The 24,623-nt window shown below is 41.6% G+C and carries 29 protein-coding genes and 1 riboswitch; of the genes, 17 read left to right on the top strand and 12 right to left on the bottom strand.

Annotation, left to right across the window (positions count from 1 at the left end):
• Positions 1–125 precede the first annotated feature (125 nt).
• The 11 genes from ADU24_RS18860 (at position 126) to ADU24_RS18805 (ending at position 10,793) form a co-directional block, all read left to right on the top strand.
• Positions 126–545: a VOC family protein gene (locus ADU24_RS18860; RefSeq protein WP_053368080.1), complete on the top strand. Its 420-nt coding sequence runs from the start codon at positions 126–128 to the stop codon at positions 543–545.
• A 658-nt stretch (positions 546–1,203) separates the two neighbouring features.
• Complete coding sequence (locus ADU24_RS18850; RefSeq protein ID WP_053368078.1) at positions 1,204–1,581, top strand: VOC family protein; 378 nt, start codon at positions 1,204–1,206, stop codon at positions 1,579–1,581.
• Between the two features lie 128 nt (positions 1,582–1,709).
• Entirely contained in the window at positions 1,710–2,030 is a 321-nt protein-coding gene (locus ADU24_RS18845) for a hypothetical protein (protein ID WP_053368077.1), read from the top strand.
• A 747-nt stretch (positions 2,031–2,777) separates the two neighbouring features.
• A complete protein-coding gene (gene thrS / locus ADU24_RS18840; RefSeq protein ID WP_053368076.1) occupies positions 2,778–4,715 on the top strand; it encodes a threonine--tRNA ligase in 1,938 nt (645 codons plus the stop codon).
• A 115-nt stretch (positions 4,716–4,830) separates the two neighbouring features.
• Positions 4,831–5,361 carry an AAA family ATPase gene (locus tag ADU24_RS18835; protein ID WP_053368075.1) on the top strand — a complete coding sequence of 177 codons (531 nt, stop codon included), beginning with the start codon at positions 4,831–4,833 and terminating at the stop codon, positions 5,359–5,361.
• A 14-nt stretch (positions 5,362–5,375) separates the two neighbouring features.
• Positions 5,376–5,909 (top strand): hypothetical protein, encoded by a 534-nt coding sequence (locus tag ADU24_RS18830; RefSeq protein WP_053368074.1) that lies wholly within the window; start codon positions 5,376–5,378, stop codon positions 5,907–5,909.
• 33 nt (positions 5,910–5,942) lie between these two features.
• Positions 5,943–6,488 carry an NUDIX hydrolase gene (locus ADU24_RS18825; RefSeq protein WP_053368073.1) on the top strand — a complete coding sequence of 182 codons (546 nt, stop codon included), beginning with the start codon at positions 5,943–5,945 and terminating at the stop codon, positions 6,486–6,488.
• 165 nt (positions 6,489–6,653) lie between these two features.
• A complete protein-coding gene (locus tag ADU24_RS18820; protein WP_053368072.1) occupies positions 6,654–7,259 on the top strand; it encodes a YdcF family protein in 606 nt (201 codons plus the stop codon).
• A 770-nt stretch (positions 7,260–8,029) separates the two neighbouring features.
• Complete coding sequence (locus ADU24_RS18815) at positions 8,030–8,494, top strand: hypothetical protein (RefSeq protein WP_053368071.1); 465 nt, start codon at positions 8,030–8,032, stop codon at positions 8,492–8,494.
• A gap of 213 nt (positions 8,495–8,707) precedes the next feature.
• Positions 8,708–9,247, top strand: coding sequence for an RNA polymerase sigma factor (locus ADU24_RS18810; protein ID WP_231689643.1), 540 nt, complete (start codon positions 8,708–8,710; stop codon positions 9,245–9,247).
• Positions 9,234–10,793 (top strand): DUF4179 domain-containing protein, encoded by a 1,560-nt coding sequence (locus ADU24_RS18805; RefSeq protein ID WP_197277532.1) that lies wholly within the window; start codon positions 9,234–9,236, stop codon positions 10,791–10,793. Before ADU24_RS18810 ends, ADU24_RS18805 begins: the two co-directional genes overlap by 14 nt.
• 94 nt (positions 10,794–10,887) lie before the next feature.
• Here the strand turns inward: ADU24_RS18805 and ADU24_RS18800 are convergent, their stop codons facing one another.
• From ADU24_RS18800 to ADU24_RS18790, 3 genes are all read right to left on the bottom strand, one after another.
• Positions 10,888–11,649: a helix-turn-helix domain-containing protein gene (locus ADU24_RS18800; protein ID WP_053369003.1), complete on the bottom strand. Its 762-nt coding sequence runs from the start codon at positions 11,647–11,649 to the stop codon at positions 10,888–10,890.
• A gap of 55 nt (positions 11,650–11,704) precedes the next feature.
• Positions 11,705–12,523: a VOC family protein gene (locus ADU24_RS18795; protein WP_053368069.1), complete on the bottom strand. Its 819-nt coding sequence runs from the start codon at positions 12,521–12,523 to the stop codon at positions 11,705–11,707.
• A 163-nt stretch (positions 12,524–12,686) separates the two neighbouring features.
• The gene (locus ADU24_RS18790) at positions 12,687–13,001 is read right to left on the bottom strand and encodes a hypothetical protein (protein WP_053368068.1); all 315 of its coding nucleotides are present in this window, start codon (positions 12,999–13,001) and stop codon (positions 12,687–12,689) included.
• Positions 13,002–13,100: riboswitch (guanidine-I (ykkC/yxkD leader) on the top strand. It begins immediately after the preceding gene.
• A 67-nt stretch (positions 13,101–13,167) separates the two neighbouring features.
• Between ADU24_RS18790 and ADU24_RS18785 the strand changes: the two genes are divergently transcribed.
• The 4 genes from ADU24_RS18785 (at position 13,168) to ADU24_RS18770 (ending at position 14,746) form a co-directional block, all read left to right on the top strand.
• Positions 13,168–13,509, top strand: coding sequence for a DMT family transporter (locus ADU24_RS18785; protein ID WP_053368067.1), 342 nt, complete (start codon positions 13,168–13,170; stop codon positions 13,507–13,509).
• Positions 13,509–13,823, top strand: coding sequence for a DMT family transporter (locus tag ADU24_RS18780; RefSeq protein WP_053368066.1), 315 nt, complete (start codon positions 13,509–13,511; stop codon positions 13,821–13,823). Before ADU24_RS18785 ends, ADU24_RS18780 begins: the two co-directional genes overlap by 1 nt.
• A 94-nt stretch (positions 13,824–13,917) precedes the next feature.
• Entirely contained in the window at positions 13,918–14,283 is a 366-nt protein-coding gene (locus ADU24_RS18775; RefSeq protein ID WP_053368065.1) for a YybH family protein, read from the top strand.
• 58 nt (positions 14,284–14,341) lie between these two features.
• On the top strand, positions 14,342–14,746 hold the full coding sequence (locus ADU24_RS18770; RefSeq protein WP_053368064.1) for a GNAT family N-acetyltransferase: 405 nt from the start codon (positions 14,342–14,344) through the stop codon (positions 14,744–14,746).
• Between the two features lie 65 nt (positions 14,747–14,811).
• Here ADU24_RS18770 and ADU24_RS22725 read toward each other — a convergent pair whose 3' ends face one another.
• Positions 14,812–14,916 (bottom strand): YjcZ family sporulation protein, encoded by a 105-nt coding sequence (locus tag ADU24_RS22725; protein ID WP_082306972.1) that lies wholly within the window; start codon positions 14,914–14,916, stop codon positions 14,812–14,814.
• A gap of 214 nt (positions 14,917–15,130) precedes the next feature.
• Between ADU24_RS22725 and ADU24_RS18765 the strand changes: the two genes are divergently transcribed.
• Positions 15,131–15,835 (top strand): DUF5694 domain-containing protein, encoded by a 705-nt coding sequence (locus tag ADU24_RS18765; RefSeq protein ID WP_053368063.1) that lies wholly within the window; start codon positions 15,131–15,133, stop codon positions 15,833–15,835.
• Positions 15,836–15,875: 40 nt separating this feature from the next.
• Positions 15,876–16,448 (top strand): GNAT family N-acetyltransferase, encoded by a 573-nt coding sequence (locus ADU24_RS18760; protein WP_053368062.1) that lies wholly within the window; start codon positions 15,876–15,878, stop codon positions 16,446–16,448.
• Positions 16,449–16,558: 110 nt separating this feature from the next.
• Here the strand turns inward: ADU24_RS18760 and ADU24_RS23175 are convergent, their stop codons facing one another.
• The 8 genes from ADU24_RS23175 to ADU24_RS18725 all read right to left on the bottom strand — a co-directional run bounded on the left by ADU24_RS23175 (position 16,559) and on the right by ADU24_RS18725 (position 24,474).
• A complete protein-coding gene (locus tag ADU24_RS23175; protein ID WP_156324636.1) occupies positions 16,559–16,723 on the bottom strand; it encodes a hypothetical protein in 165 nt (54 codons plus the stop codon).
• On the bottom strand, positions 16,701–17,951 hold the full coding sequence (locus tag ADU24_RS18755) for a helix-turn-helix domain-containing protein (RefSeq protein WP_053368061.1): 1,251 nt from the start codon (positions 17,949–17,951) through the stop codon (positions 16,701–16,703). Before ADU24_RS18755 ends, ADU24_RS23175 begins: the two co-directional genes overlap by 23 nt.
• 99 nt (positions 17,952–18,050) lie before the next feature.
• The gene (locus ADU24_RS18750; RefSeq protein WP_156324635.1) at positions 18,051–19,181 is read right to left on the bottom strand and encodes a hypothetical protein; all 1,131 of its coding nucleotides are present in this window, start codon (positions 19,179–19,181) and stop codon (positions 18,051–18,053) included.
• Between the two features lie 25 nt (positions 19,182–19,206).
• Positions 19,207–20,208 (bottom strand): hypothetical protein, encoded by a 1,002-nt coding sequence (locus tag ADU24_RS18745; RefSeq protein WP_053368059.1) that lies wholly within the window; start codon positions 20,206–20,208, stop codon positions 19,207–19,209.
• A 1-nt stretch (position 20,209) separates the two neighbouring features.
• Complete coding sequence (locus ADU24_RS18740) at positions 20,210–21,106, bottom strand: hypothetical protein (protein WP_053368058.1); 897 nt, start codon at positions 21,104–21,106, stop codon at positions 20,210–20,212.
• 326 nt (positions 21,107–21,432) lie between these two features.
• A complete protein-coding gene (locus ADU24_RS18735) occupies positions 21,433–22,146 on the bottom strand; it encodes a hypothetical protein (RefSeq protein ID WP_053368057.1) in 714 nt (237 codons plus the stop codon).
• A complete protein-coding gene (locus ADU24_RS18730; protein WP_053368056.1) occupies positions 22,130–22,663 on the bottom strand; it encodes an RNA polymerase sigma factor in 534 nt (177 codons plus the stop codon). Before ADU24_RS18730 ends, ADU24_RS18735 begins: the two co-directional genes overlap by 17 nt.
• Positions 22,664–22,770: 107 nt before the next feature.
• The gene (locus tag ADU24_RS18725; RefSeq protein ID WP_053368055.1) at positions 22,771–24,474 is read right to left on the bottom strand and encodes a hypothetical protein; all 1,704 of its coding nucleotides are present in this window, start codon (positions 24,472–24,474) and stop codon (positions 22,771–22,773) included.
• Between the last annotated feature and the right edge of the window lie 149 nt (positions 24,475–24,623).

The following is a 24,623-nucleotide window of genomic DNA, read 5'->3' as shown; positions in this document are numbered from 1 at the left end:
CGCTTCTATGTATACCGTTAGACGATTTAATCACAAATTTTATTGGAAGAAATTTCGGGGATGAAAGGTTTTTTTATAAAGATGGAGAATTAAAGCATTAAATATGAGGAAAGGTTGGGGAAGAAATGGAAAACAAGCTTTTCAGGGTTGGAACGATGTATTTGCCTGTTTCGGATGTGGAAGCTGCATCTGAATGGTATACTAGCAAGCTTGGGGCATGGATTAGCTACAAGGATGGAGACAAGGCAATCGCCAATTTTGCCAACCAAAGCTTTTTCCTGGTTAAGGCCGAAGAAGGACAAAGCGCAAATTTTTGGGATTCCTATGGCAACGAACGTTTCTCAGTAACCTTTGAAGTCGATGGCGTTGAAGCACTCGAAGCACTTCGCAGCGATTTCCTCGAAAACGGAGTAACAGCCGGTGAAATCGAAGACCGGGGCCACAAAGGAAGAAATTTTGTCTTCCGTGACCCGGACGGCAACGCATTCGATGTCTGGAGCGAACTTTGTCCAACCTTCAAAGAGTATCTAGCCCATGTAAAATAGAGAAACCGAGATAAAGAGTATTCATCAATAATGGGGTGCCAGGCACCATGCTGGGACAAAAAACGTCCCACCTGGGTGCCAGGCACCTTAATCCATAAGAAGCGGTCTTTTTTTGATAAAAAGATCGTTTTTCTATTTTTATAAAGGGCGGATTTGGAATTATTTAGGGGGAGGCTCCTGGTTTGGGTAAATTCTGTCCATTGCAAAACGTCCAAAGGCGCTGTTTTATCGGGATTTTGGGACGATATCGAGAATTTTTATGTCGTTATCGAAAAAATTTTGGATATATCGAAAATTTCGGAGTGGATATCGAAAATTTCAAGGCATATATCGAAAACTGTCACAATTTGGACGAATTTACCGGCCGAGATGAAGCTTTGAAAGTTACCGATGGCCAATTTTGAATGCCCAACTGGTTCAGTAAAGAGCCTGGAGAGAAGTGACAGTATTCAGAACAAAAAAAGGTCCGGCACGAGGCCGGACAAAAAAGAGAATTTTAAAGGGGGTATGAAAAAGTTGGTTCCTTTCCACACACCTATCATACTGCCCAAATGTGATAATTCTATTACCATCAGATTAAAAATTCGATTAAAATTGATTACAGCACAGTAATATTCCCTCTATATGGGATTTTCACTAAAAAACTGGAGGAGAAACGATGACAAAACCACTTTTAAAAGGCATGGAAGGGGTATTCATTCCTGTTAAGGATCCGGCGGCATCAGCTAAATGGTACGATGAGATACTAGGGTTTTCACTTCTTTACATAGAAAAAGAGGCAGCGGTGATGAAAATTTCCGAACAGGCGCAGACCGTCGTTTGCCTTGTGAAAACCGAGAACCACCAGCCGATGAAATTTCCGGCGAACAATTTCGGGGTCGGGAAGTATTATAATTTCATTCCTGAAGACATTGAGGAAACCTACAAACTGTTAACTGAGAAAAATGTAAAGGTCAATCACATTGGCGGGGAAGGCTCTTCAAGATTTTTCACCTTCTTTGACCCGGATGGGAATCCATTGGGCGTTTGCCAATAATGGGCAAGGTTGCTGAAGCAGCCTTTTAAAAAAACAGGCACTTGGAAGGAATTAGTGGGCGATTCGACGAATACAGAAATAAGGGAGATAGCAGAATAATTTCCAGTATGAGTCAAGGGGGGCATGCCATGGCGTCAATTGAAATGATGATGAAGCTGGCTGATTATTTAACCGTACCAGTAGTGGTTTTGACGATCATCGTTATATTGCTTACCTTCCGATCCATTATTGCTATTTTTTTGCCTATTAAAACCCGGCTTGTCCAGTGTACGAATTGCATTGAGCTGATTGACGAAACCGCCTTGACCTGCAAGTATTGCAAAACTGTTATGAACAGGGCCGAGAAAAAGCCGAATATATTCATAAGGATTTTACATTATAAAGGCTTTGACAGAACCTACGACTGGATCAGGGATTTCCATAAGAAGAACAATGAGCCTCGTGTTTAGGGAGAACTCAGACCAGCAGTGCCTATTTTTCAAATTACGGAAAAAATGGGTATTGCCAACGGTGTGTAAATATTGTAATATGTGGAAACAACAATAGAAACTTCCGATTATTAAAAGCGATGATGAGGGCATGGGGTACTTTTTCGGTTTCCAGAGAGGGAAGAAAAGCTGGGATCTTCCTAACGCAGGAAAGTATCTTACCACCTACTGAGCTGCATTGGGGAACCTAAGTATCCAATGCCGTCTTTGCTACGTTACAGCGCCAAAGCCGTAAGCAGCTGCAGCTTTATTTGAAAAAGCGACAAGTATGCTGACGGGAAATTGGGTGGAACCGCGGGTAACACACTCGTCCCTTTCCGAGGGATGGGTGTGTTTTTTATTTTGCAAAAAAATACAGGTATCGTGATGAAAAGGACACGAATTGTTTTTCCGGTTTCCAGAGAGGGAAGGGTGCTGTGAACTTCCTAACGCAGGAGAACGATTTACCGCCTTTGAGCCGCATCGGGGAATAAGAGTATCCGATGCCGTATATGCTGCGTTAAAGCACCAAAGCCGTAAGCAGCTGCCGCTTTATTTGAAAAAGCGGCAAGCTTGCTGACGGGAAATTGGGTGGAACCACGGGTTAAGCGCACTCGTCCCTTTCTTCAGGGACGGGTGTTTTTTCATTTTGGGCTGTGTTGAGGACTGAAACGGAAATCACCAGCCAACTTTAAGTGGGCTTTTATTTTAAAAAAGGAGAGGAAAGCCATGATTAACGTAAAATTGCCGGACGGAAGCATGAAGGAATTTCCGAAAGGAGTATCAGTCGGGAAGGCGGCGGAGGCAATCAGCACAAGCCTTGGGAAGCATGCAGTTGCCGGGAAGGTGAACGGCGAGCTTGTTGATTTAAACTTCAAGCTTGAAAACGGCGCGGAGCTTGCGGTTATCACGCCCGATTCTGAAGAGGGACTGTACATCATGCGGCATACATCGGCCCACATTTTGGCGCAGGCCGTAAAGCGCCTCTTCGGCGAGGTAAGGCTGGGCATCGGGCCTGTCATTGAAGACGGATTCTATTATGACATGAAGCTCGAACGCAGCCTGTCCCCCGAGGATTTACTCGCGATTGAAAAAGAAATGGAGCGCATCGTCGCCGAAGCCCTGGAAATTAAGCGGCACGAGGTTTCCTATGAAGAAGCGGAAAGGCTTTTTTCGGAAAAAGGCGAACAGTTCAAGCTCGAAATCCTGAAGGACCTGCCGCCTGACGAAAAAATCACACTCTATGAGCAGGGCGAATTCATTGACCTTTGCCGCGGACCGCACCTGCCGTCCACAGGCTTTGTAAAAGCGTTCAAACTGACTCGCGTTTCCGGTGCTTACTGGAGGGGTGACAGTGAGAACGAGGTCCTTCAGCGGGTATACGGCGTCGCTTTTAAAAAGAAAAAGGAGCTTGATGACTATCTGAACTTCCTTGAGGAAGCGGCAAAGCGCGACCACCGGAAGCTTGGGAAGCAGCTGGAGTTGTTCATGTTTTCCGAGGAAGCACCTGGAATGCCGTTTTATCTGCCGAAGGGGCAAATCATCCGCAATGAATTGGAGGATTTCTCCCGCGAGCTTCAAAACGGGGCCGATTACAGCGAGGTCCGGACGCCGTTCATGATGAACCAGAGGCTGTGGGAGCAATCGGGCCACTGGGACCACTACCATGAGAACATGTACTTTTCCGAAGTCGACGGGACAAAATTCGCGATGAAGCCGATGAACTGCCCAGGCCATATGCTCATTTTCAAAAATAATCTTTACTCCTACCGCGACTTGCCTGTTCGCTTGTCCGAGTTTGGCCAGGTGCACCGCCACGAGTACAGCGGCGCGCTGAATGGGATGCTGCGCGTCCGGACTTTTTGCCAGGACGACGCCCACATTTTCGTGCGCGAGGACCAGATCGAGGATGAGATCAAGCAAGTGTTCAAGCTTGTTGACCGGGTCTATAGGACATTTGGCTTCGAGTATTCTGTGGAGCTGTCGACTCGTCCGGAGGATTCACTCGGTGAAGACGCGCTCTGGGAGGTTTCCGAGGCCGCTTTAAAGCGGGTGCTTGATAACCTGGAAATTCCCTATCAATTGAACGAAGGCGATGGGGCATTTTACGGGCCGAAAATTGATTTCCACATCAAAGACGCCTTGAAACGGAGCCATCAATGCGCGACAATCCAGCTTGATTTTCAAATGCCGGAAAAATTCGATTTGGCGTACATCAACGAAAAGAATGAAAAGGTGCGGCCAGTCGTCATCCACCGCGCGATATTCGGCTCGATTGACCGCTTCTTCGGAATCCTCGTTGAACATTTCGCCGGCGCATTCCCGGTTTGGCTCGCCCCGCTCCAGGCGGACATCATCCCTGTCTCGCAAGTCCACCTCGATGCCTGCCTGCGAATCCAATCTGAATTGAAGCAGCTTGGGGTCAGGGTAAAAGTCGACGGCAGCGGGGAAAAACTCGGCTACAAAATGCGTGAGGCGCAAATGCAAAAAATCCCCTATGTACTCGTGGTTGGAGACAAGGAAGTGAACGAAAACGCCGTAAACGTACGGAGATACGGCGAGCAAAATTCCGAAAGCATTCCATTTGAAGTGTTTAAAGAAAACATTGTCCGGCAAATCGCAGAACGTTCCATCCGCAATGAAGCGCCGGCTGGGGAACTTGTATAATCCAGTTAGTGCGTCGATCCTTTGAGATTGGCGCACTTTTTAAAAAAATTGGCAAATCTCGAGGCGGATGTGATAATTGAAGTAACCAGTTATAGGGAAATGGAGATCGCGGAATATGAGAAGCATTTATATAGTGTCCGGACCGGCAGGCGTGGGCAAATCGACCACATCGAGGCGGCTGGCGGAACAATTTAACCACAGTGCCTATATTGAAGGCGATACAGTCAACCATATGGTGATCGGTGGCTACCTCCCGCCCTGGAAAAGCAGGGAATTGGAGTTGCTCGTCTGGGAAAACATCGCAGATCTAAGCATTAATTTCGTACAGGCCGGAAAGGATGTTGTCATCGATTATATCGCGTTTCCGGAGGATGTCCGGAGGTTTTCGGAAAAGGTTCTCATGGAAGCCGGGAATGTTGAAATCCATTACACAGTACTATGGGCCGAACGCGAGGAATTGTTGCGGAGGGATTCCCTCAGGGACGAAGCCGACCAAATGGGGGCCAGATGCCTGGAGCTTGTCGAGGAGTTTCTAAGCAAGGAAGTCGAACCGCGATTTTTCTATGACACTTCCCGTCTAAAACCAGCCGAACTCGATAATATCGTCAGGACGATTATTGTAAATCCTTCCTATAAATTTTCATGAAAGGCGGCGGTCACTTGAAAAAATGGCTTTTCGCCGGTATCGGAATAGCAGTTGTTATCGTTGTTCTTTTAGCTTTTGGGAAAAATAGGCCCACAAACCCGGTGAGGCTTGGGGCACACATCAACCTGCTTGCATCCGGGAAAAGCCTCCCTGACAAATTCGAAGAGCACGCCTATCAGAACGAAGATCATCCCGGTAATGAATATTTAGTGAAAAAAGCAGTCAACCAGATTGGCTATCTGAAGATATGGAGGCAGTTTAGACTAAATCGTGCAGGCATCCCGGCAGTCAATTTTCAAAAGAATGCCGTTATCTTCATTGGCACTTATGAATCAGGGAGCTGTCCTTATAAGATTGAGGAGGCCGTTATCCGGGCTATGGGAGAAGAGCTGTCAATCAGGCTGTCAGCTGCAAGTGGTGTCTGCACAACCGACGCCTCCCCGAGAGCATTTGTGATTGAAGTTGGCAAGGGCGCATCGGAAAAATTAGAAAGCGTTGTAATTGTGCGAGGCGATGTGGAAACTAAGGTGCCAATTCGGGAAGAGTGAGCTTTTTAGGGTGAATAGGGGGATGAACAGAACGTGGAAAAGTGGAAAACACTGGCGTCAGAGTATTTTTACAAAACGGCCTTCGGAAACTTGCGGAAGGACACATGCCAGCTCTCAAGCGGTATCGTAATCAACGATTATTACGTAAATGAATATGCAGACTGGGTGAACGCCGTGGTCATTACCGAGGACAACAAAATCGTCCTTGTAAAACAATACCGCCACGCCGGGAATGACTTCTTCCTGGAGATACCTGCCGGAAAAATTGAAGAAAACGAGACATATGAAGAAGGAATCCTTCGGGAGGTCAGGGAAGAAACGGGTTTTATAACTAATTGCGCGCCGGTTAAATTAGGGGAATTCATGGTCAATCCCGCCACCCAAACAAACAAAATAATAACCTACCTTATTCGGGACGGCTATAAGGCATCTGAACAAACTTTGGATAGCACCGAAGAGATTGATGTGAAACTTATTAATTTTAAGGAATTTGGAGAGCTGATCAAAGCAGGGGAAATCAAAACCCAGCTATTTACCGCAAGCGCGTATTATATGGCGAAGGATTATTTTGAGGGGTAAGGTTCTCAAGAACGATTGAAGCGGGTTTAGTAATGAATCGGTCTTTAGCTGTTTCTTAGGCTATTAGATTTAAATTATTTATGAAGACAGATTCACCACGGTTTTCCGTTCAAAATTGTTTTCATAGTTTATTTCACTATTTTTTACATAGAGGTGGCAAAGGATATGTTTCTCTCAAAATTGGACGCCGGGGCGCTGACGGATAGGCAGCTGACAAGCCTGCTATTCCAGGGCCTTGAGGATGATGGGGAACCTGGAGACTGCATTTTTGTGGCTGGGAGCAGCAAGGCTGTCCAGTACAAGCTGCCGAAAGCAGTGCAGCTTTACAATGAGGGCCGTGCTGGCAAAATCCTTTTTTCCGGCGGCGTAACGTGGCCGGGTAATAATTTTCCGGAAGCCATTATGCTGAAAAATGAGGCGCTCGCCCGCGGGGTTCCGGAAGAGGATATATTGGTTGAGGACCAATCGCTGCACACAAAGGAAAACGCGCTTGCCTCATTGTTAACATTAGACCGTGCGTTTTACTTGCACAAAGTAAACCGGCTCCTGGTTGTTACGACGTATTATCACATGAGGCGGCTGCACCTGACATTGAAAACGTATATGCCGCCGTGGATCCGTTATTCGCTGTGCGCCGTAAACGATAACAATACTAAGGAGGATAACTGGTTCCTTAGTGACATCGGGAGAAAAAGGGTTGAAACAGAGGCCCAGAAACTTATTTACTATGTAAAACTTGGGGTCCTGGTGGATGAAGATGTGGAGTTATAAAACTCCATTATGCCTTTTAAAAAATGCCCTGCATTAAAAGTCGGGAGGGGAGAACGATTAAAAGATACCTTGCATTCATCATTAGCTTTATTCTTTTGTATATGTTTTTCGAAGTTGTATCGGGTTTTGTTCTAACCGCGCTATACACGCCTGAATTACATTCATTGAGTAACAGCCTTAGCGGGAAAGCGGTGTTTGCGAGCCCGTCCGCTTTCTATTTTCTAGGCACCCTGCTTATTGCCACAGCAGCCTATTTCCTGTCGCAAAAGTTGTTTAGAACGTCATCGAAGTGACTATTTTCCCCCATTCAAGATGACTGTACCGCAAGCCGATGATTCTCTCTAAAAAAATTGCAGGAATATGCCGAAAACAGGTTTAGTCTAATTGTGTAGTGGGTAGATATGACTGAATGCGAGAAACTTCTGCGAGGCGAGCGAGATGCACGAACATGAACAGCAATTACTCAAAAGAGAAATCAGCAGGCTGTCACAGGATTTGGAAAGGTGCTCCGATCCTCAATACAAAGAACTGATACAAGAATATATAATGTTTTTAGGTACAGTCATTGAAAATAATTAATCCCCTTGAGGGGGTTTTTTGTTTGAAGAAAGTTTCCAATAAGGACTTTTCAGAATGGCTTAAAGGCATAATCGATCATTAAAATTAGAATGAGACCGTTTCTAAATTGAAACGGTTTTTTTTGTGCAAACAGCTCCATTTAATGGTAAAATTAGGATACGCAAGTTACCTCGGTTAAGGAGGTCTTATAATTGGACGCAAGCGAAAAAAGGTACATGATTTCAAATAAAATCAGGAAATTCCTCACGTTGCTTCTTGTCGGCTATTTCGCTCTGGGGATTGTTATTAATGTTGTGAAGCTTCCAGTATCCGCGGCAGGTTTAATTTTCAAAATCGAACCCCCAGCCTACCTCCCGATTGAGGCGGAGCAAACGTATGCGAAGGTCATCAACCTGAACAGGGTGCAGCTAATTTACGAAAATAAAAATGAGTCAATCGTTGTTTGGGCAACTAGCAAGCTCGGATGGACCAACATTGCGGGTTGGGATGAAACCCTCTCCTTACCGGATGGCACCCCCGCCTATTACAGGGTCGGCCCCGATGACATCCAAATGTTTAGCTGGACAAAGGACAAAGTTGAATACTCCATTGATTATAAAGGACCAAGGGACCTCTCAAAAGAGGAGTTCATAAAAACGGCGTTGAGTATGAAGTGATCTTGCCAAATCGAATTTCCTCCATATAAGAAAAAACAAGCGCTTACCAATATGGTAAGCGTTCTTTTTTATTTCCTCTGTGTAAAATTAGCCCCTATTTCCTAAAGGGATATTATGGTACATTGAACTCGATTTATAAATTCTTTTTGCACATAGGGAACTTTTTTACCTAACAAACCCTCTAATTTACGATAGCCAAAAGGGAAGGGGGCAATGGGAGCTGTGATTACCGCTGTAAAGGATGCAATGATTATAAAAAGAATAAAAAAGAAAGATTTGAATGCTGTTCTGGATTGGTTTGACACGCGCAAGGAGAAGTTTTACAGGATTGGCTGGGCCTATTTAAAAAATCATCATGATATTGAAGATGTTTTTCAAAATACAATCTTAAAAGTTCATGATAAAATCCACCAACTGCGGGAGGAAGCGTATTTTGAAACATGGGTGACGTCAATTTTTATCAATGAATGCCGGGATTTTTACCGGAAAAATAATCAAAAGAGGCAGCTTGCTGAGGAAACCGCATCCATTCCTGAGGACAGGGAATCAGGTTTGGACATGCGGCAAGCGATCAGCCGGCTGGAAGAGAAGCACCGGGATGTCATCGTTTTAAAATACTTAAGGGGCTACGCGCAGGAGGAAATTGCAGCAGCACTGAAGCTGCCTGTCGGAACCGTGAAGTCAAGGCTGTATCGGGGTCTTCTTCATCTGAAAAAAGAAATTGGAGGTGGCAGGGATGATGGCTTGCGATAAGGGATATGAATCCATTTTGAAATTTCTCGATGGAGCGCTGAATGAGGAAGAACTGCGCGGATTGGAGGAACATGTAGAGGGGTGTCCGGGCTGCCGAAGCGAATTTTCCGAGTTGAAGGATTGCGTGAGGATATTGGAGCATGAGGCTGCCGCCATTTCCGTCCCAGCTGGTTTCATGGGGAACGTCCGGACGAAGGTCGCTGCGGCCCACATGAGCCGTAAAAAGACCTTAAAAGCCAATGCGTTACTTGGTGCAGCGGCGGCAATGTTTTTAACCTTCTTTGTCGGCACAGCAATGGCGAATGGAGGCTTTGCAACGATGGCGGATTGGTGGGAAAATTTGACCGTGCAGGAAGACGAGCAGTTGAAGGGCATAGTCGAAAACGGGCTCGGAGAAGAACTCAACCTTTCCGCGGAGAGCAGCGGCTTTCGTGTGAAAATAAAAAGCGTGGCTGCGGATGATACCCAAACCCTGGTTTATTATGAAGTTGAAAATACGGTCGGTCCGTCAAAATATATGATTGACTTCAGTGAAGGCCTAAATATTAAAAATAGAGAAAAGAACTGGGACCTTGAAGGCGGCACTCCTTTAAGAAGCCAGCTAAACTTGTTTTCTGACGAGGAGGGCGTATACAGGGGGAGATTGGCTCTGGAGCCGCTCAAGAACGCCAATGGAAAAATCAATGTAACGGTTGGAAAACTTGAGAGGGTTGTGAGTGAGCCAGGCAAGCCTGCCGAAAAAGGGGCTGAACTGAATGAAGCCGAACACATTGAAGGCAGTTGGAGCTTTGAAATTCCAGTGAAAAAACACCCATCGATTGAACATACCGTGAATGTTGAGACAACTATAAAGGGCATCCCGGTTGTTTTTGAAAAACTGACCATTGCCCCTACGGGAACGTTGTTGACCTATCGTTATAAAAGCGGCGATAGCCTCCTGGATATTAAAATCGACAGTATTGAAGCAAACGGCAAGTTGGCGAAACCGGAAATACTCGGCGCCGAAACCTCTTCAAGCGGCGAGACTCCAGGCTGGACAACCAAGCAGGTGGCTTTTGCCTCTCTCTACTTTGAAAAGGTTAAATCTGTAAAAATCAAGCCCGGCTCGCTTCATTATTTTATAAAGGACGAGAAGAAAATAGATCTGGCTGAAAATACACAACTACCATTTACATTTAAGTATAAGAATAACAGTATCACGATTGAAAAGATGGACGTAGGGATTCGAACAAGAATTTTCATGACAGAAGAACTTCAGGCAAACAGGCCTTATGAAATTCTCCAATACGAATTCTTTGCAAAGGACCAAAAATTGGGATCCGGAAGTATGATCGATGGTTACTTTATCGATAAACATGGTGAAAAATTCGAGGCCAGCGACTATATGCTGCGGACTGATGAATTGGATGAGCCGCGGTTATTTTCCACTCAGCATACCATCGAACTTTCCGGCGCAGGGAATACGATTATGCCCGACGCGCTCGTTATCGAAGGGTATACAAAGACTGAATTTGTCGACAGGGATGTAACGATTCCATTGAAGTAAATGGCCAGATATAAAGGCTGCCGGCACCTAGTACAAAAGGTTGCCGGCAGTTTTATATTCCTGAGAGCCTCAAAATGTCTATTAAATACATTCATTAGCGTTCGGCCGCCAAAACCGGAATCATATATCGAAACGTTTGTGCAGTGGGGGATTCGAATCTTTCCAATTTAACTCCATTGGACTGGAACCCGAACTTGTGCACCTGCCTCATGAACTGGAAACAGATGAACGGATCATTGACACAGCATTCCAATGTGGCATAGACCATTGGCTTCAGTTTTTCAAAATACATGTCTTCTCCGCTGGGCGCGTGGGAAGGCTCCTTTGTTAAAATAAACCCTATTTCCCCCGTCATGGAATCGCCAGTTGAATCCAGTGTCCTAAGAAAGACTCCAGGCCGAACGCCAAGCCCAAGTTTTTTTATTTTACCCATATCGTAAAGCATGGCTGCCTGAAAGGGGTTCGTTTGTCTTTTGACAGTATGCCGGAACCAAATGAATATTGGCTGCTCATCCCATTTCACCAACTGCATATGCTGTTCCTTGGTATTGATTCCATTTAGATACTGTTTTGCAACCTGCAGGGAAGCAAGCTTCTCTTCCACTTCAAGCCTCCAGCCGGAGAGCAAATGCTGCCTTTTTTCCTCATCCGCGTTCAGATACGAATGTATGTCCTGAATACTGATAACGGCAAGGCGGAGGGAGTGAATAATCTGGGCTTGGTGCACCTGCTCCTCTAAGTAAACCCGATAGCCATTCTCCAGACGCCCGGCAGGTTTCAGCAACCCTTTCTGGTCATAAAAGCGCAGCGTGCTTGGTATTAGACCTGTTCGCTCGGCAAACTTCTTTATTGTCATTGCCAAACCCATTCACCTCCATTCGGGTAGCCCAGCAAGTATCTAACGCAATTGCTTAAGCGGGGTACGACCAAACATTGATGCGGTTTCCGTCCAAATCAAAAAAGTGGAAGCCAGCCCAGCCTGTATTGGGATTGCCTGCGATTTCCGATGGTTCCAGCCCTTTTGCCTTCAACTGGTTATACGTTTCGAAAAATACTTCTGGACGGATATCAAAGTAATTCCGTACGGAAGGGTTTGCTTTTTCAAAAAGGGCATCCTCCATCTGCTCAAGCCAAACGTTATCGTAAAACACTTCCGAAAGCTGAATCCAATCATAGGCATCCTCTACTTGTAGGTGGGCATAATCACTGCCGTATTGTTTTACAAATTTCAGCCCGAGGTTCTCTTCATACCAGGCCGCCGCTTTCATTACATCCCTAACTCCAATCCTTACATTCACATCGCTGAAGCCTGTAATCCGCGCATCCGGAAATTGCCCTTCAAGGGAAGGGTTATGTACAGCGGTCATCCTGGCGTTGTCAAAGCCGAAAATATCAAAACTCAGTTGCCCCGTCGGCAATTCAGTCATCCCCGAAACCTTGATTCCTTCCCTTTTGAAATAGGCCAATGTTTCTTTCAGACTAACAACTTCAAAGCCTACTCTCGTATGCCCTTCGAATGAACTGTCCGATTTAAAATGTTCAAATTCAGCTTCAAATGATTTCAGAGTCACAACCCCAAGTCTTGGCATTTTTAAAAAAGCCTTTTTTCCGACCGGTGTTACGACCTGATCAAGGCACGTCCACCCCATATGTTTGGTGTACCAGGTAACCCCATCCTCAAAACGGTCCCACGGCACCATAATAAACCCGCCATCCCATCTAAAAACCATCTCTCCAGCCCCTATTCATATCGGTAACATCTTCCAATCTCTATTGTAAAGGTTAAAGTTACTTTAAGGTCAAGGGATAATACAAAAATTAATGAAGTCCGGTCCGACTCCGAATTTCAGCAGGGCTGAAGAAAAACCGATTGCTTAGCTTAAGCTCCTCGATCTATCCAGCCATGCTGAAGTGTTCCCCATGTTCGGCATTCATTTGGTTAGCATTAATAATTGTGAATTTGGCATTAAAATCGCTCGAATTGGCATTAATAATGCTCGGTATGGCATTAAAATCGCTCTGCAGGGCATTAATAATGCTTGGAACTGCATTATTAACGCTCCAGTTGGCATTATTATTGCTCCGTTCGGGATAGAAAATCGTCAACTTGGCATTTTTGGGCTTTTCCTCACTCCAAAGATGCCCAGCAATAGGTCGCTTTTCACTTGTATAAAATTGATCTATATGTATAATAAAAACGAATTGCATAAAAAAGTTTTCTAGGGTTCCGTAACAGCGATGTTAGCCTGGTCCGAGAGAAAACTCACAGCCAATGCTGTGCCACGGAGGGATAAAAGCCTGGGAGATACTGTTTACAGTAATCTTTCGGGTTTTTTTGTTTTTGTGGGAACATAACATACGGAAGGTGAGAAACATGAATTCAAACTGGATGAAAGTTTTCATAGCTGCCATTTTCGAGGTAGCATGGGTGATTGGATTGAAACACGCGGATGGATTCCTCGAATGGGCGGGAACCGTTCTTGCCATAGCGGTAAGTTTTTACTTCCTAATCCTGGCGGGCCGGAATATGCCAGTGGGAACGGTTTATGCTGTGTTCGTCGGCCTCGGGACAGCGGGCACCGTTTTATCGGATATTGTACTCTTCGGGGAGCCGTTCAGGGCCGAGAAAATCCTCTTGATTGCTATTTTGCTTGCCGGAGTAATAGGGTTGAAATTGGTCACTGGCGACAGTGGGAAAGAGGGGGCGGAATCGTAATGGCATGGATTGCATTGGTATTTGCAGGTCTACTTGAGATGTTTGGAGTCGCCATGATGAATAGGCTTAACCAAAAAAGGGACTGGCAGTCACTTGTCTTGCTAATCCTCGGGTTCGTAGCCAGCTTTTTCTTGTTATCCTTTGCGATGAAAACATTGCCGATGGGGACGGCTTATGCCATATGGACGGGAATTGGTGCATCTGGCGGGGCACTTATCGGTATGTTCTTTTACGGTGAATCAAAGGACTGGAAGCGGCTTGCCTGCATATCAATGGTACTGGGCGCGGCAATAGGCCTAAAGCTCATTTCTTAATTGTGGAAAATTGCTCCTCCTTATGGTTAGACTGAATTAACAAAAAATTCCTATGAAGAAATAGCCATTTTACTTTTAATAGGGGGAACTGCCAATGGACCACGAACGGGCATTGCAAAATTATATCCGGGCAACGAATACGCACGACTTCGGCCAGGTCAAAGACTTACTGCATCCGGGAGCGGTTTTCTGGTTCTCGGAAAAGACCTGTACTTCGATTTGCGAAATTCAAAACTTCTTTGAGAACTCATGGAATCTAATCAAGGACGAAGTATATTCCGCCTCAGATATCAACTGGCTGGCTGTTGACGCCAATACCGCCACATGCATTTACCAATACCACTACGAAGGCTACTACAATGGCAGCTTTGTTTCTGGAAGCGGCCGGGCAACCAACGTTTTTGTAAAAGATGCCAACCGGGAATGGAAACTAATTCATGAACACCTAAGCGCAAACTGATAGAAGTTCACTTATAGGCCAATCCACATTTACCAAACTAGCAAATGAGGAAAATCACATGAATGTCGAAATTTTAACCTACTCTGATAAACCGATTAAGGCTGCAGATGTGATGCTGTTGTACCGTGATGCCGGATGGTGGCCGAAAAGGGCCGAGGGCGATATTGAACTGATGCTGGCGAACGGGCAATCCGTTGGTGCATGGGACGGCGAAGCGCTCGTTGGGTTTGCCCGGGCCGTGACGGATGGGAGATTCAGGGCGTATATTGAAGATGTAGTTATCGAAACTTCCCATCAACGGGACGGGATAGGGGCAGAACTTGTATCCAAGCTGTTGGACGGCCTCGCCCACATTGACGTCATCAGCTTGTTTTGTGAACCTCACTTACTCCCGTTTTATGAAAAAAATAACTTCAGGCAGAGCAAATCGCAACAAGTCATGCATAAAATAGCTGACAGTTAAACTCAAATAAAAGAAGCGTGCGGAAACAGCACGCTTCTACATAAAGTTCCTTTTGGTTAGGTATATTAGTACCCACACATATAGGATGCACCAATAATAATTAGAAGGATGAATAGCACAACAATCAAAGCAAAGCTTGTGCCATATCCACCGCCACCTTGGTAGCCCATAAATTCACCACCTTAATAGTCATATTACACAGTATGTAAATCCTGGGGAGATTGATAGAGACAAACATGGAGGAGCTAGTAGGTGAATGCACCAATTAGCGAAAATTGGGATGGGAATCAATGATTTTACCGTATATTTCCCAAGTCCTTTGAAAGTGAATGCGATGAGGCAAGCCAGCCTGCGCTCTCCCAGAAAAAGAAAGGAGTGCCATCAGTGCAACAGTCCAAGCCTACTGTCCTAGTTCTTGGGACTTTCCACATGAGTGAACATAAAGAACTATTTTCAGAAAAACGGCAAGCTGAAATTGAGGAAGTAGTAGAGAAAGTAATCGCATTCCAGCCGACGAAAATCGCGGTGGAAATGACGGCCGAAAAGAATGAGCTCCTTAACCAGCAGTACCAGCTATTTAAATTGGGGCAGTTTACCCTGGAGCTAAATGAGATAGACCAGATTGGCTTCCGGGCTGCTTCAAAGTTGGGGCATGAGCAGCTATACGCAGTTGATTGGATGGGCAAATCGCGGATGGGCTATGGGGAAGTTGAGCAATGGTTAAAGGAAAACCAGCCTGATCTCCATTCAGATATTTACGATGGGATGTTTCTGCCTGGACTGGCGGAGGAAAAGAGCATCCTTGAGTATTACCGGGAGCTGAATGACCCTGAATGGCTTGCTAAAATACATAAAATGTATCTTAATATGGCACGTATTGGTGACTTCCGCAATTATGTAGGCATGAACTGGCTAAGCTGGTGGTATGAGCGGAATTTAATCATCTTCTCCAATTTAACCCGCCTTTTGAGTCCGGATAGTGAAAGAATTTTATTTATAGTAGGCTGTTCCCATAGCTCGATTATTACCAGGTTTCTTGAAGAAAGTGAAATATGCGAGATTGCAGAACCATTGAGATATCTATCCTGAAATTGCGGCAGGCTGAATGTAGGATTGTTGAGGTGAAAAAGTGATCACATATAGGGAGATTGATGAATCATATTTTGATAAATATGATAGCATTCCAATGCTTGTCCATGTAAAGAGTAAATTCAGCTTGGAAAAGATAGAAAATGGGCTGGGCGGAATATTGCTAAAAGAAACCCCGGTTGAAGAATACATTAAAGATTTGGGCTTATATGAGAAAGCCACACAATATACAAATGAATTTGACATAACAAATTGGGTATTCTTCATGGCGTTCGATAATGAACGGCCTATTGGAGCTGTGACGGTTGCCTCAAAAACAACGGGGATCCAAATGTTTGATGGCAGGGAGGACCTTGCTTTGTTATGGGATATAAGGGTGGATGATCAATATAAGAAACAGGGGGTCGGTACAAAACTGTTTAACTTGGCAGTTGAATGGTCCAAATTAAATGGATTTAGCCAAATGAAAATCGAATGCCAAAATAATAATGTCCCAGCGTGTAAATTTTATCAAAAACATGGGGCGGTGTTAGGCAAGATAGATGAATATGCATACTTCAAAGATCCAAAGGTTAAAGATGAGGCTCAACTTATATGGTATTTGGATTTATGACATCTCCACAATAAAAACCTTCGAAAACACACGAAGGTTTTTATTGTGAATTTTTACATTTTACCTTTCAAAAGCCGATTTGGTAGGCGTGTAGGGCGATGATTCTCAATTTATAATAATGATTGATTATGAGGTATAGTTGGTGGCTGAATTGGATCGGTATTCTCCTTTTCCGTTAAAACCATATTATACATATTTTGTTGCCCATCTAAATGCATAGATGGTGAAGTTTGTAAAAATAGTGCGATTAAACTAATAGACAAAATTATTCTCATTTATTACAACTCCTTTAAGTTTCTCATAATAAAAAATAGACTTATCTTTATCTACATCCTTATAATAATCCGCTAGAAGTAAAGTGAATTTTCTAATATCGTTATTTAAATTATTCTTTTCTAAATAAGGTAATAGGTGTTTTTCCAAATATCCGAGAGCTAAAGATGTTTTATCCAAGATAGCGTATTTATGGTATTTAAATGTCATATAATATTTTTCCAATTCTTTAGTTCTTGTGTTCCGAAGAATTATATTAATATTTTTTAAAGCCTCATTCTTCTTATTTTGCCTAATAAGGATTTCAGTAAGGTTACAGAGGCTTAAATAATATTGGAAGGATGTTTTTGACTTATTTTGAGCAATTGTGTAATGATTTATTGCCTTTTCATATTTTTTTTGTCTTTCACAAAAGATAGCATAGTTGTGATGTATAGTAGTGATAATTTCTGCGTTATTAATCAAGTTCGAATTTCTTAATAAATGCTCATATTGTTCAAGTGCGTCCTGAAATAAACCAAGTTCCGTATAATGAATACCTAATAAAATCTGCGCATGAAGGACCCGTATATAATTAAACTGATCACCAAAAGCCTTAAGTGCTTTTTGTGCATATGTAATGCTTTTACTACTATCGTTGATATTACTATATAGAAGAGAAGTTAGATAAAAAAACTCACCATTATAAATAACGGGCAGGGTAGCTCTTTCCTCTAAATTTCGAAAAATTTCTAATGCCTCTATATAATTCCCTTGTTGTAATAGTAGTATTGCATTACAGTAATCAAATAAATCCTTTTCGTACGAAGAGAAGACATTGAAAAAGGATGATAGTTTAATTTTAATATCAGAGGATTTTTCTAAGTCGTTAGTAAATAAATAGTATCTAAACAAATATATTTTATAAGTATAAATTTTATCTGATAAATGATACTCATCCTCTTTATTTTTAAGAAGGATATATTGATTTGATGCAGAAACTTGATCGAAAAAGATAATAAATCTTATGAGTAATTCCAAATGTTTATCTAGCTCGGTATTTAGATTATTAATTTTAAAAAACGAAACACCCAACCTTTCCAATAAAAGGAATGCAGTTGCGTCATCCACTCCTTTACTATTACTTTCAATTCTTGATAACTGTGTAACAGAACAAATTCCATGACAGAGCTCTCTTTGAGTTAGCTTCCTCTGGTTTCTATGGTATTTAATGATGTTGCCGATTTTCATTGTTACCCCCTTAATTGCTTTATTGCAATTATATCAATTATTTGAATAATTTGAAAACTGGCATTTAAGGAGGAAATACATATAAACTGTTCTAATTGATTAATTTATTGATTCTATCACAACCTTTTCCCAGCTTTCTCCCGAATTAGTGGTTCTAAACATAGTTGCACCTTCCTCATTGCCAATGATAATCCAGCCTTCTGTTTCATTTATAAAATCAAATGTTAAAATTTTGTTATTACCTGTCACTAACTGAGAAATCGAATGAACCTTCCTCCATTCTCCATTAAAGTAATACAATTCTTTCCGGTCAAAAACCGCCCATACATTATTTAAACTTGTTGGGTCGAATTTAAAATCAAAGGATTGATCACTATTTTTCGGGAATCGTAATCCAGGAGATATCTCCCATGTCTTCCCGGAGTCTTTTGTGAAATACAAATATATTTCTTGTTGATCAGAGATAAAATACATAGGAATAACCCCATCCGACTCATTAAAAAAGGTAGGTGGAAATATTTCGAAGTAATGGTTAATCGGCATTTCTTTTGTTGTAGGTAGTGAATAGGCAACCCAATTAATGCCTCCATTCTCTGTCTGATAAAGCCATGGGTTACCACTGTCTATAACTGAAATCCAGCCTTGATTTTTTGAGGAGAATACAGCAAACGATTTATATCCATCGTATGGTATTTCGTTTCCTAGTTGTTCATTAGATTGAATTCTCCAGGTTTTACCCCCGTTACTAGTCTCCGCCAGTTCGATTTGACTTCCACCCGCACCGATTCCCTTAACAAAATTAGTCATCCAACCATTGTTTTCATCTAAAAAATACAATCCTATTATTTGACTATCAGAAAGAAAGGGGATACTTTTTTCCCATGTTTGTCCACCATTATTCGAAAAGGTTATTTCTTTATTTTCATTTTCTTTTGTAGTAAACCATACAAAATTATCATTCAATAAATAAAATGGACTACTTATTTTTTCTGGAGGAGTGACGTCCTTCCAGGTCACTCCTCCGTTTGTCGTTCTTAACAATCTTGGTTTAGGGTCTACTACTACTAACCACCCTGCATTAATATCCACCATTTTGATATGTTGAGAATAGGGTAAATTTACTGTTTTCGTAACAATCTCTTTCTTGCTTACATCCATTGAATTTTTACAGGATACTAGTAAAGTAATCCCCAGTAATAAAACTAATATTCTCAAAATATGATTTAGCAAGGTGGTATTCCCTTTCCGAATGGATTTATTGAATTACTCTTACAGTTGTACTACTCGACCATACAACACCAGATCTGGGATCTGTAGCCATGTCCCATTGAGCTGCTTTTAGCGAACTGTATCCCGTGTCACTAACAAACCAAATATAATTATCATAATAACCACCTGAATACGAATAGAAAGGTAACGGCAGAGGCTCACTTGTTGAACTTCCGTTATGATTTAAATTTAACCAAAAAACATTCTTTGAATTGGAATCTCCTTGAACTTTTGAAATATCATATTTATAACATGGAAAACTACTATCCGGTATGTTCCTCATGTCACAGGTGTGGGAGGTTAGGCCGCCAAGCCTTGTTACAGTGGTATCTCGGGTTATATTCAATGCTTTAGTACTGGAATTATAAATCGTATTAAAAACATCCTGACATCGTGCGGCGTCTCTTGGATTTGTACTTCTATCGCACGCGTACCAATCACTCCATGCATACTTCCTTTTTTCAGCTGTAGTAGTAGCGGATGAACTTTTATATTTTCTAGCTATCTTTTCAGCAACAAACGGAGCAGCAACAGAGGTATCAATAGCCCCTTTAAGGGAAATATATTTTCCCATTCCTATTCCATCCAATGCCCATAAGCCCCTATGAGCATTCCAATGTACACGCCTATAATAGTTGACCCCGTCTCTAATGGCATTGTAACCTGTTTGTCCATCTACCCATAATTGGTATCCCCTGGAAACTGAAAAATCGGATCTTCCTAGTGCCATTGGGAGAGGAGTCTTATCTAAATAGCCTGTCCCTTGGTTACTATCTACTGACTCAAGCCAAGTTGGCGCTAGTGTTATAGCCGCCAAATAATTATAGTCTGTACTTGGCAAACCTGCATTTGTAGTGTTATTTTTTGAAGCATTCACAACATCATCTAAGCCTTGACTGCTAAATTTAGCGGCATATGTCCAACTAGGTAATGAGAAAAAAATAGTAATGATAATACATAAGGATTTGAAAAACTTTGAAAAAGTCATCTTATTTCCCCTCCGCCCAAGTAATGAACTGATGCTCACTTAATAAGGGACCAACATTGGAGTTATCAACCTTTATAAGATTAAAATCCGCGGAACCGTCCACTGGAACCCCGTTTGCATACCCTTTTTTATCTAATGAACTCTCCTCAATCCATGACACTTTACCTTCTGGAGTCAACCAGGCCACAACTAAATTTGCGTCTTTTATTTCTCCTCCTAAGTTATCAAAACTAACATGCAGCAGGTACGGATAAGGAGCATCATAACGCTGGTAATTTCCAACTTTCTCAACTCCAAAGGGAAGCTCCCAAGAAGGGGTAATATTCAAATCCCGTTTTATATTATTTTTTGCATTGGTATGGCGAGTACTCCACTCTATTGATGCTACATCTTCTGTTAAGGCTTTAGATTGTAATTTAAATGGGGCAGGCTCTCCCGGTCTGATATTGTCTATTAAAGTTTTTCCTACCACCTTTTCTATAATTATCCCATTCTTATTTTTAAGGGTTGCAGTAATAATTACTTCCCCAATCAGGTCAGTTGTTTCATTTCTTACCAGCCCCAATACCGACCAATTTTCTTTTTCGAGCACGTTAATTGAATCTTTTACTATTTTTACTTTATCCCCATCAATTAGTTCAATTGCGTAAGGTCCCGAAAAGCCTGGAAACGTTCTAAATGCTTTTTCATTTGCAGGATTAATGTCAAATCCTTTCTTGACCGATAGTAGATCTGCTTTATATTCTTTTTGATCAAGTGACTTATAAATCTCCCATATCTCTGGCTGTTCCGGCAACTTAACTTTCACCTTTTTTTCATTTGTGGCTCCGACAGAAAATGTGAAGAAAATCGACATTAAGAGGAATGTCGTAACAGCCCAAAATACTGTGCGTTTCATCAAAACACCTCTCCAGTACAATTTATTTGAATTTAACGATATAAATTCACCCAAATAGTACCAAAAATGAATTTTAATTGAAACAATTAAAATGTTGGTGAAAATGTTGCTAAAATAAATTAAAAAAATTTGCCTTCATTTTCCCAATAGAATTCCATGTATATATAATACAAGTTCTATTAAACACAATTTAATATCCTTTTTTATTGTAAAAACAGCTTAATTTTCCCAAGTTTTAACTTGAATAATTAAGGGGAATAATGAATCCGTCTCCAAGGTTTTTGAAAAGTAAAAATTAACTTTAATAAAGAAACCCCCTTTTAAAACTATTCAATCGAGATATTAGGTTCAAATATATTTATTGAAACTCCATCGTTGAGATGGATATGGATTGTTCTCTCCTCTTTATTGCTGCTTCCACTTACCTGATAACCAAGGTGCACTTCATAACTGGGGTCGGATTTGCTTGGAATGGCCTTATCAATTGTTATGGTTTTATAATCAACTTTGTTATAGTAATCAATCAAATCCTCAATTTCAGATTCCATTCTTGTAAATGAAAACTTTTTGATTTCTTCCATATCGCTTTGCTTAAGAGCATGCAGATAAAGGATAAACACCTCCGCGCCTTCTTTTGAATTTATTTCTTTGGACAATGTTTGATAAAGGTTTTGATAGTATGGATTTTCTTTTAAAAGTTTATTTAATTCATATGAGTGTTCTAAAGGTAGTGGTGTTTCGGGATCTGAGGATATTGTACTTTCTGTGGCTGGAACCCTTTGTTCACGTTTTTGAGATAATTCCCTTTTCGTTGAGATGGAATCCAACATTGAAAATGCCAGGGTGCAAAATGTCAAAATTGCTAGGGAACTTGCAAGTATGATGCGTAGCTTACCAGGCAGGTTCCTCGTTTTAGAAGAGCCCTCGGAAAGCCTGGACCTAAGTGATTCCACAAAATCCTTATCCGGTTCTAAATCATTTCTCTTTTTTAACGGAAGTAGAAAGTCGAAATCATTTGGAAGGTCATTTTGTTTCTTCAAGGTACTTCCACCCTTCTTGTGAATGTAGGCTCCGCTTCAATTGCATTAATGCGCGATGCAAATCTACCCGGACTTTGAGTTCATTGCATCCTAAAACCTGGGCAGTTTCCTTTACACTTAATTCCTTTAACACTCTGAGTATGACAACGCTCCGATAATGGGGTTTAAGCTTCATTAGAGCCAGCTGCAGTTCTATCCATATTTCCTTGTTGATTAACACACTGTCAAGGGGTTTATCCTCGGAGGACTTGGCTTCATTGAAGATTTTCGGTAAAAAACTGATCATTTTCTGTTTCCTCATAAGGTCCACTGCCGTATTTCTGGCAATGGAAAGAACCCAAGTTTTCCTCTTGCTAAAGTCCTTTAATTGATGGATGTTGTTCATTACTTTAATAAAGGTATCCTGTGTGATATCTTCCGCTTCCTGTTTGTTGTTGGTAAAATACAAAGCAAATTTATAAACATCTTTGTAATATTCCTCATACAAGCTGCCAATTAACGAAGTACTTTCATTCACCTATGTCCCTCCTGGCTCCCATTTGGTAATAAGTCGTTTAGGGGTATGGTTTTGTTTCAAAAGTCAGAAAAAGAGGCAGCTAAGAGCTGCCTAAAATAAATACATATTTAAAGTTGTGGAAGCGGCGTACCGTCATCAGCAATACGGGTATAGCGTATAGGGACAAATTTATGCGTTGTTTCTAACCAGTACCATGTACGGCTATAGCTTTGAGCTTTTTGTCCACCATCCGTCGTTGCTTCCTTTGTATATATACCATCGCTTGACGCCCCGTTATACAGCACCACATGAAATCCTGCATGATTTAAAGCATCCATATATTTTAAATTTGATTTTGATATACTAATAGTTATCTCCGATAAAGAGCTTGTTGAATATTTTTTATCAGTACGGAGCCATGCTAACTGAGCAAATCCGGAACAATCTAGACCAGTTACGCTTGAAACTCCAAAATCAGCTGTGTCAACATCACCGGTTTGAATTTTATCAGTTGCCTGATATGTGACAAAGGTTTTTCTTCCACCTGCCCCATAATCTTTCCCATCTCCACCACCCCACTTATAAGGAATACCGGTTAAAGTGGCACCAACTGCAGCGTTAGCTACATAGGATGGCAATTTTGTACCGCTTGCGGGCGGTGATGGTTTATTTCCTGCATATACCGTCCAAGTGTGGTTAATCATAGCATTTGCTCTTGATAATGCATCCGCTCTATGCAAGTGAAGATTAGGGCCATTATTTGCCTGAATCGTAATTAAATCCTGATTTTCGGTGGTTTTAAGGTTTTTGTCCATTGCTTCCATTTCTGCCTGGTGTTCCATTTTATATGCCTGAATTCGATTTTTTAATTTCTTGTTGAAAAAATTTCCTGGTTTTAGTTCATAAACTACTAATTTAGTAGGTTCTGGAGACAATAAATAGATTTTGTTTTTATCTACTCGTACTAAATGCCTTGGTGCAAAATACATTTTTTCTAATGGAACTCTTGCGGCCCCCAGAATTTTCCCTTTTTTATTAGCAACGTAAACATGGGTTTCCGCCATAATTTTTGGGATATCTGCTGCGACTTCAGTTTTTGTATAAACAATTTGATTGGATTTTAAGGAGTTGACAGTAATGCTTCCAAATGATTCTTCAAAATCAATATCAATATCATAAGACTTTCCGGCTTCAGTTAAAGTAATTCTTCCCTTGTTTTCATTTATTCTCGTTTCCTTTATTGTGATATCCTCTTCTGCTAGCGGCCTCGTCGATGTTAAAGAATTTCCTTGAGTAAGATTAACAGAAATATCCTGAGACTGATTTACAATAATTTCTCCCTTATGGTTTACTTCTAGACCTGTAGGAACCTCAAGGGAATCTGGAATAGAATAGTCATTAAGATGTTGTCCGTCTTGAGAGTATTTACTCACAATTCTATTGGCAAAATCCAAAACATAGATATTCTTCTTTTTATCAACGTAAACATCTTCTAACCAGGATGATTCATTTAATTTAATCGTCGAAGTTTTTCCGCTTTTATCTGTAATAAGCACCTTTTTATTTACGTTATCCAGTAAATAAAAGATATCATTCTGGACAAAAAAACTAGTTACTCCTGTACCAATATCTCCCTCAGTTCCATTGGGTTTAAAACCGACTTCATCTTCCTTGTCACTATACTTAATTTCCAAAGCGGGATTTAAAGTTTCTATGTTTGTTATTTGTAAATCTTCACTAAGATTTACTGCTTCAGTCCTTTCTGATGAAAAGGCAAACAAATGTGAGAAAATCATGATGGTGGCAATTACATGAATAGAAAGTTTTTTCATTAGAATTCCACCTTTATTAGAATTTGAGTATTGTGGCCACAACCTCATATATATAATAACTACTTCCGAAATTTATTAGTATTGGGAAATTTTTAGGTGAATTTCACGATATTTCCCCTGTCAATACTACTATGAGGGCTCTTATTATT

It is taken from the genome of Bacillus sp. FJAT-27245 (assembly GCF_001273955.1).
Classification (GTDB): Bacteria; Bacillota; Bacilli; order Bacillales; family Cytobacillaceae; genus Bacillus_D.
Note: the sequence above shows the minus strand (reverse complement) of the source record. Positions and strands in the feature narration are given on the sequence as shown.

Excerpts from the sequence above, each read along its gene's own strand:
- ADU24_RS18850 (WP_053368078.1), top strand. The coding sequence starts at position 1,204 with ATGACAAAACCACTTTTAAAAGGCATGGAAGGGGTATTCATTCCTGTT.
- ADU24_RS18755 (WP_053368061.1), bottom strand. The coding sequence starts at position 17,951 with ATGAAAATCGGCAACATCATTAAATACCATAGAAACCAGAGGAAGCTA.
- ADU24_RS18800 (WP_053369003.1), bottom strand. The coding sequence starts at position 11,649 with ATGACAATAAAGAAGTTTGCCGAGCGAACAGGTCTAATACCAAGCACG.
- ADU24_RS22725 (WP_082306972.1), bottom strand. The coding sequence starts at position 14,916 with ATGGGCTACCAAGGTGGCGGTGGATATGGCACAAGCTTTGCTTTGATT.
- thrS (WP_053368076.1), top strand. The coding sequence starts at position 2,778 with ATGATTAACGTAAAATTGCCGGACGGAAGCATGAAGGAATTTCCGAAA.
- ADU24_RS18745 (WP_053368059.1), bottom strand. The coding sequence starts at position 20,208 with ATGACTTTTTCAAAGTTTTTCAAATCCTTATGTATTATCATTACTATT.
- ADU24_RS18810 (WP_231689643.1), top strand. The coding sequence starts at position 8,708 with ATGGGAGCTGTGATTACCGCTGTAAAGGATGCAATGATTATAAAAAGA.
- ADU24_RS18775 (WP_053368065.1), top strand. The coding sequence starts at position 13,918 with ATGGACCACGAACGGGCATTGCAAAATTATATCCGGGCAACGAATACG.
- ADU24_RS18820 (WP_053368072.1), top strand. The coding sequence starts at position 6,654 with ATGTTTCTCTCAAAATTGGACGCCGGGGCGCTGACGGATAGGCAGCTG.
- ADU24_RS18860 (WP_053368080.1), top strand. The coding sequence starts at position 126 with ATGGAAAACAAGCTTTTCAGGGTTGGAACGATGTATTTGCCTGTTTCG.
- ADU24_RS18740 (WP_053368058.1), bottom strand. The coding sequence starts at position 21,106 with ATGAAACGCACAGTATTTTGGGCTGTTACGACATTCCTCTTAATGTCG.
- ADU24_RS18835 (WP_053368075.1), top strand. The coding sequence starts at position 4,831 with ATGAGAAGCATTTATATAGTGTCCGGACCGGCAGGCGTGGGCAAATCG.
- ADU24_RS18770 (WP_053368064.1), top strand. The coding sequence starts at position 14,342 with ATGAATGTCGAAATTTTAACCTACTCTGATAAACCGATTAAGGCTGCA.
- ADU24_RS18790 (WP_053368068.1), bottom strand. The coding sequence starts at position 13,001 with ATGCAATTCGTTTTTATTATACATATAGATCAATTTTATACAAGTGAA.
- ADU24_RS18780 (WP_053368066.1), top strand. The coding sequence starts at position 13,509 with ATGGCATGGATTGCATTGGTATTTGCAGGTCTACTTGAGATGTTTGGA.
- ADU24_RS18845 (WP_053368077.1), top strand. The coding sequence starts at position 1,710 with ATGGCGTCAATTGAAATGATGATGAAGCTGGCTGATTATTTAACCGTA.
- ADU24_RS18795 (WP_053368069.1), bottom strand. The coding sequence starts at position 12,523 with ATGGTTTTTAGATGGGATGGCGGGTTTATTATGGTGCCGTGGGACCGT.
- ADU24_RS23175 (WP_156324636.1), bottom strand. The coding sequence starts at position 16,723 with ATGAGAATAATTTTGTCTATTAGTTTAATCGCACTATTTTTACAAACT.
- ADU24_RS18785 (WP_053368067.1), top strand. The coding sequence starts at position 13,168 with ATGAATTCAAACTGGATGAAAGTTTTCATAGCTGCCATTTTCGAGGTA.
- ADU24_RS18725 (WP_053368055.1), bottom strand. The coding sequence starts at position 24,474 with ATGAAAAAACTTTCTATTCATGTAATTGCCACCATCATGATTTTCTCA.
- ADU24_RS18805 (WP_197277532.1), top strand. The coding sequence starts at position 9,234 with ATGGCTTGCGATAAGGGATATGAATCCATTTTGAAATTTCTCGATGGA.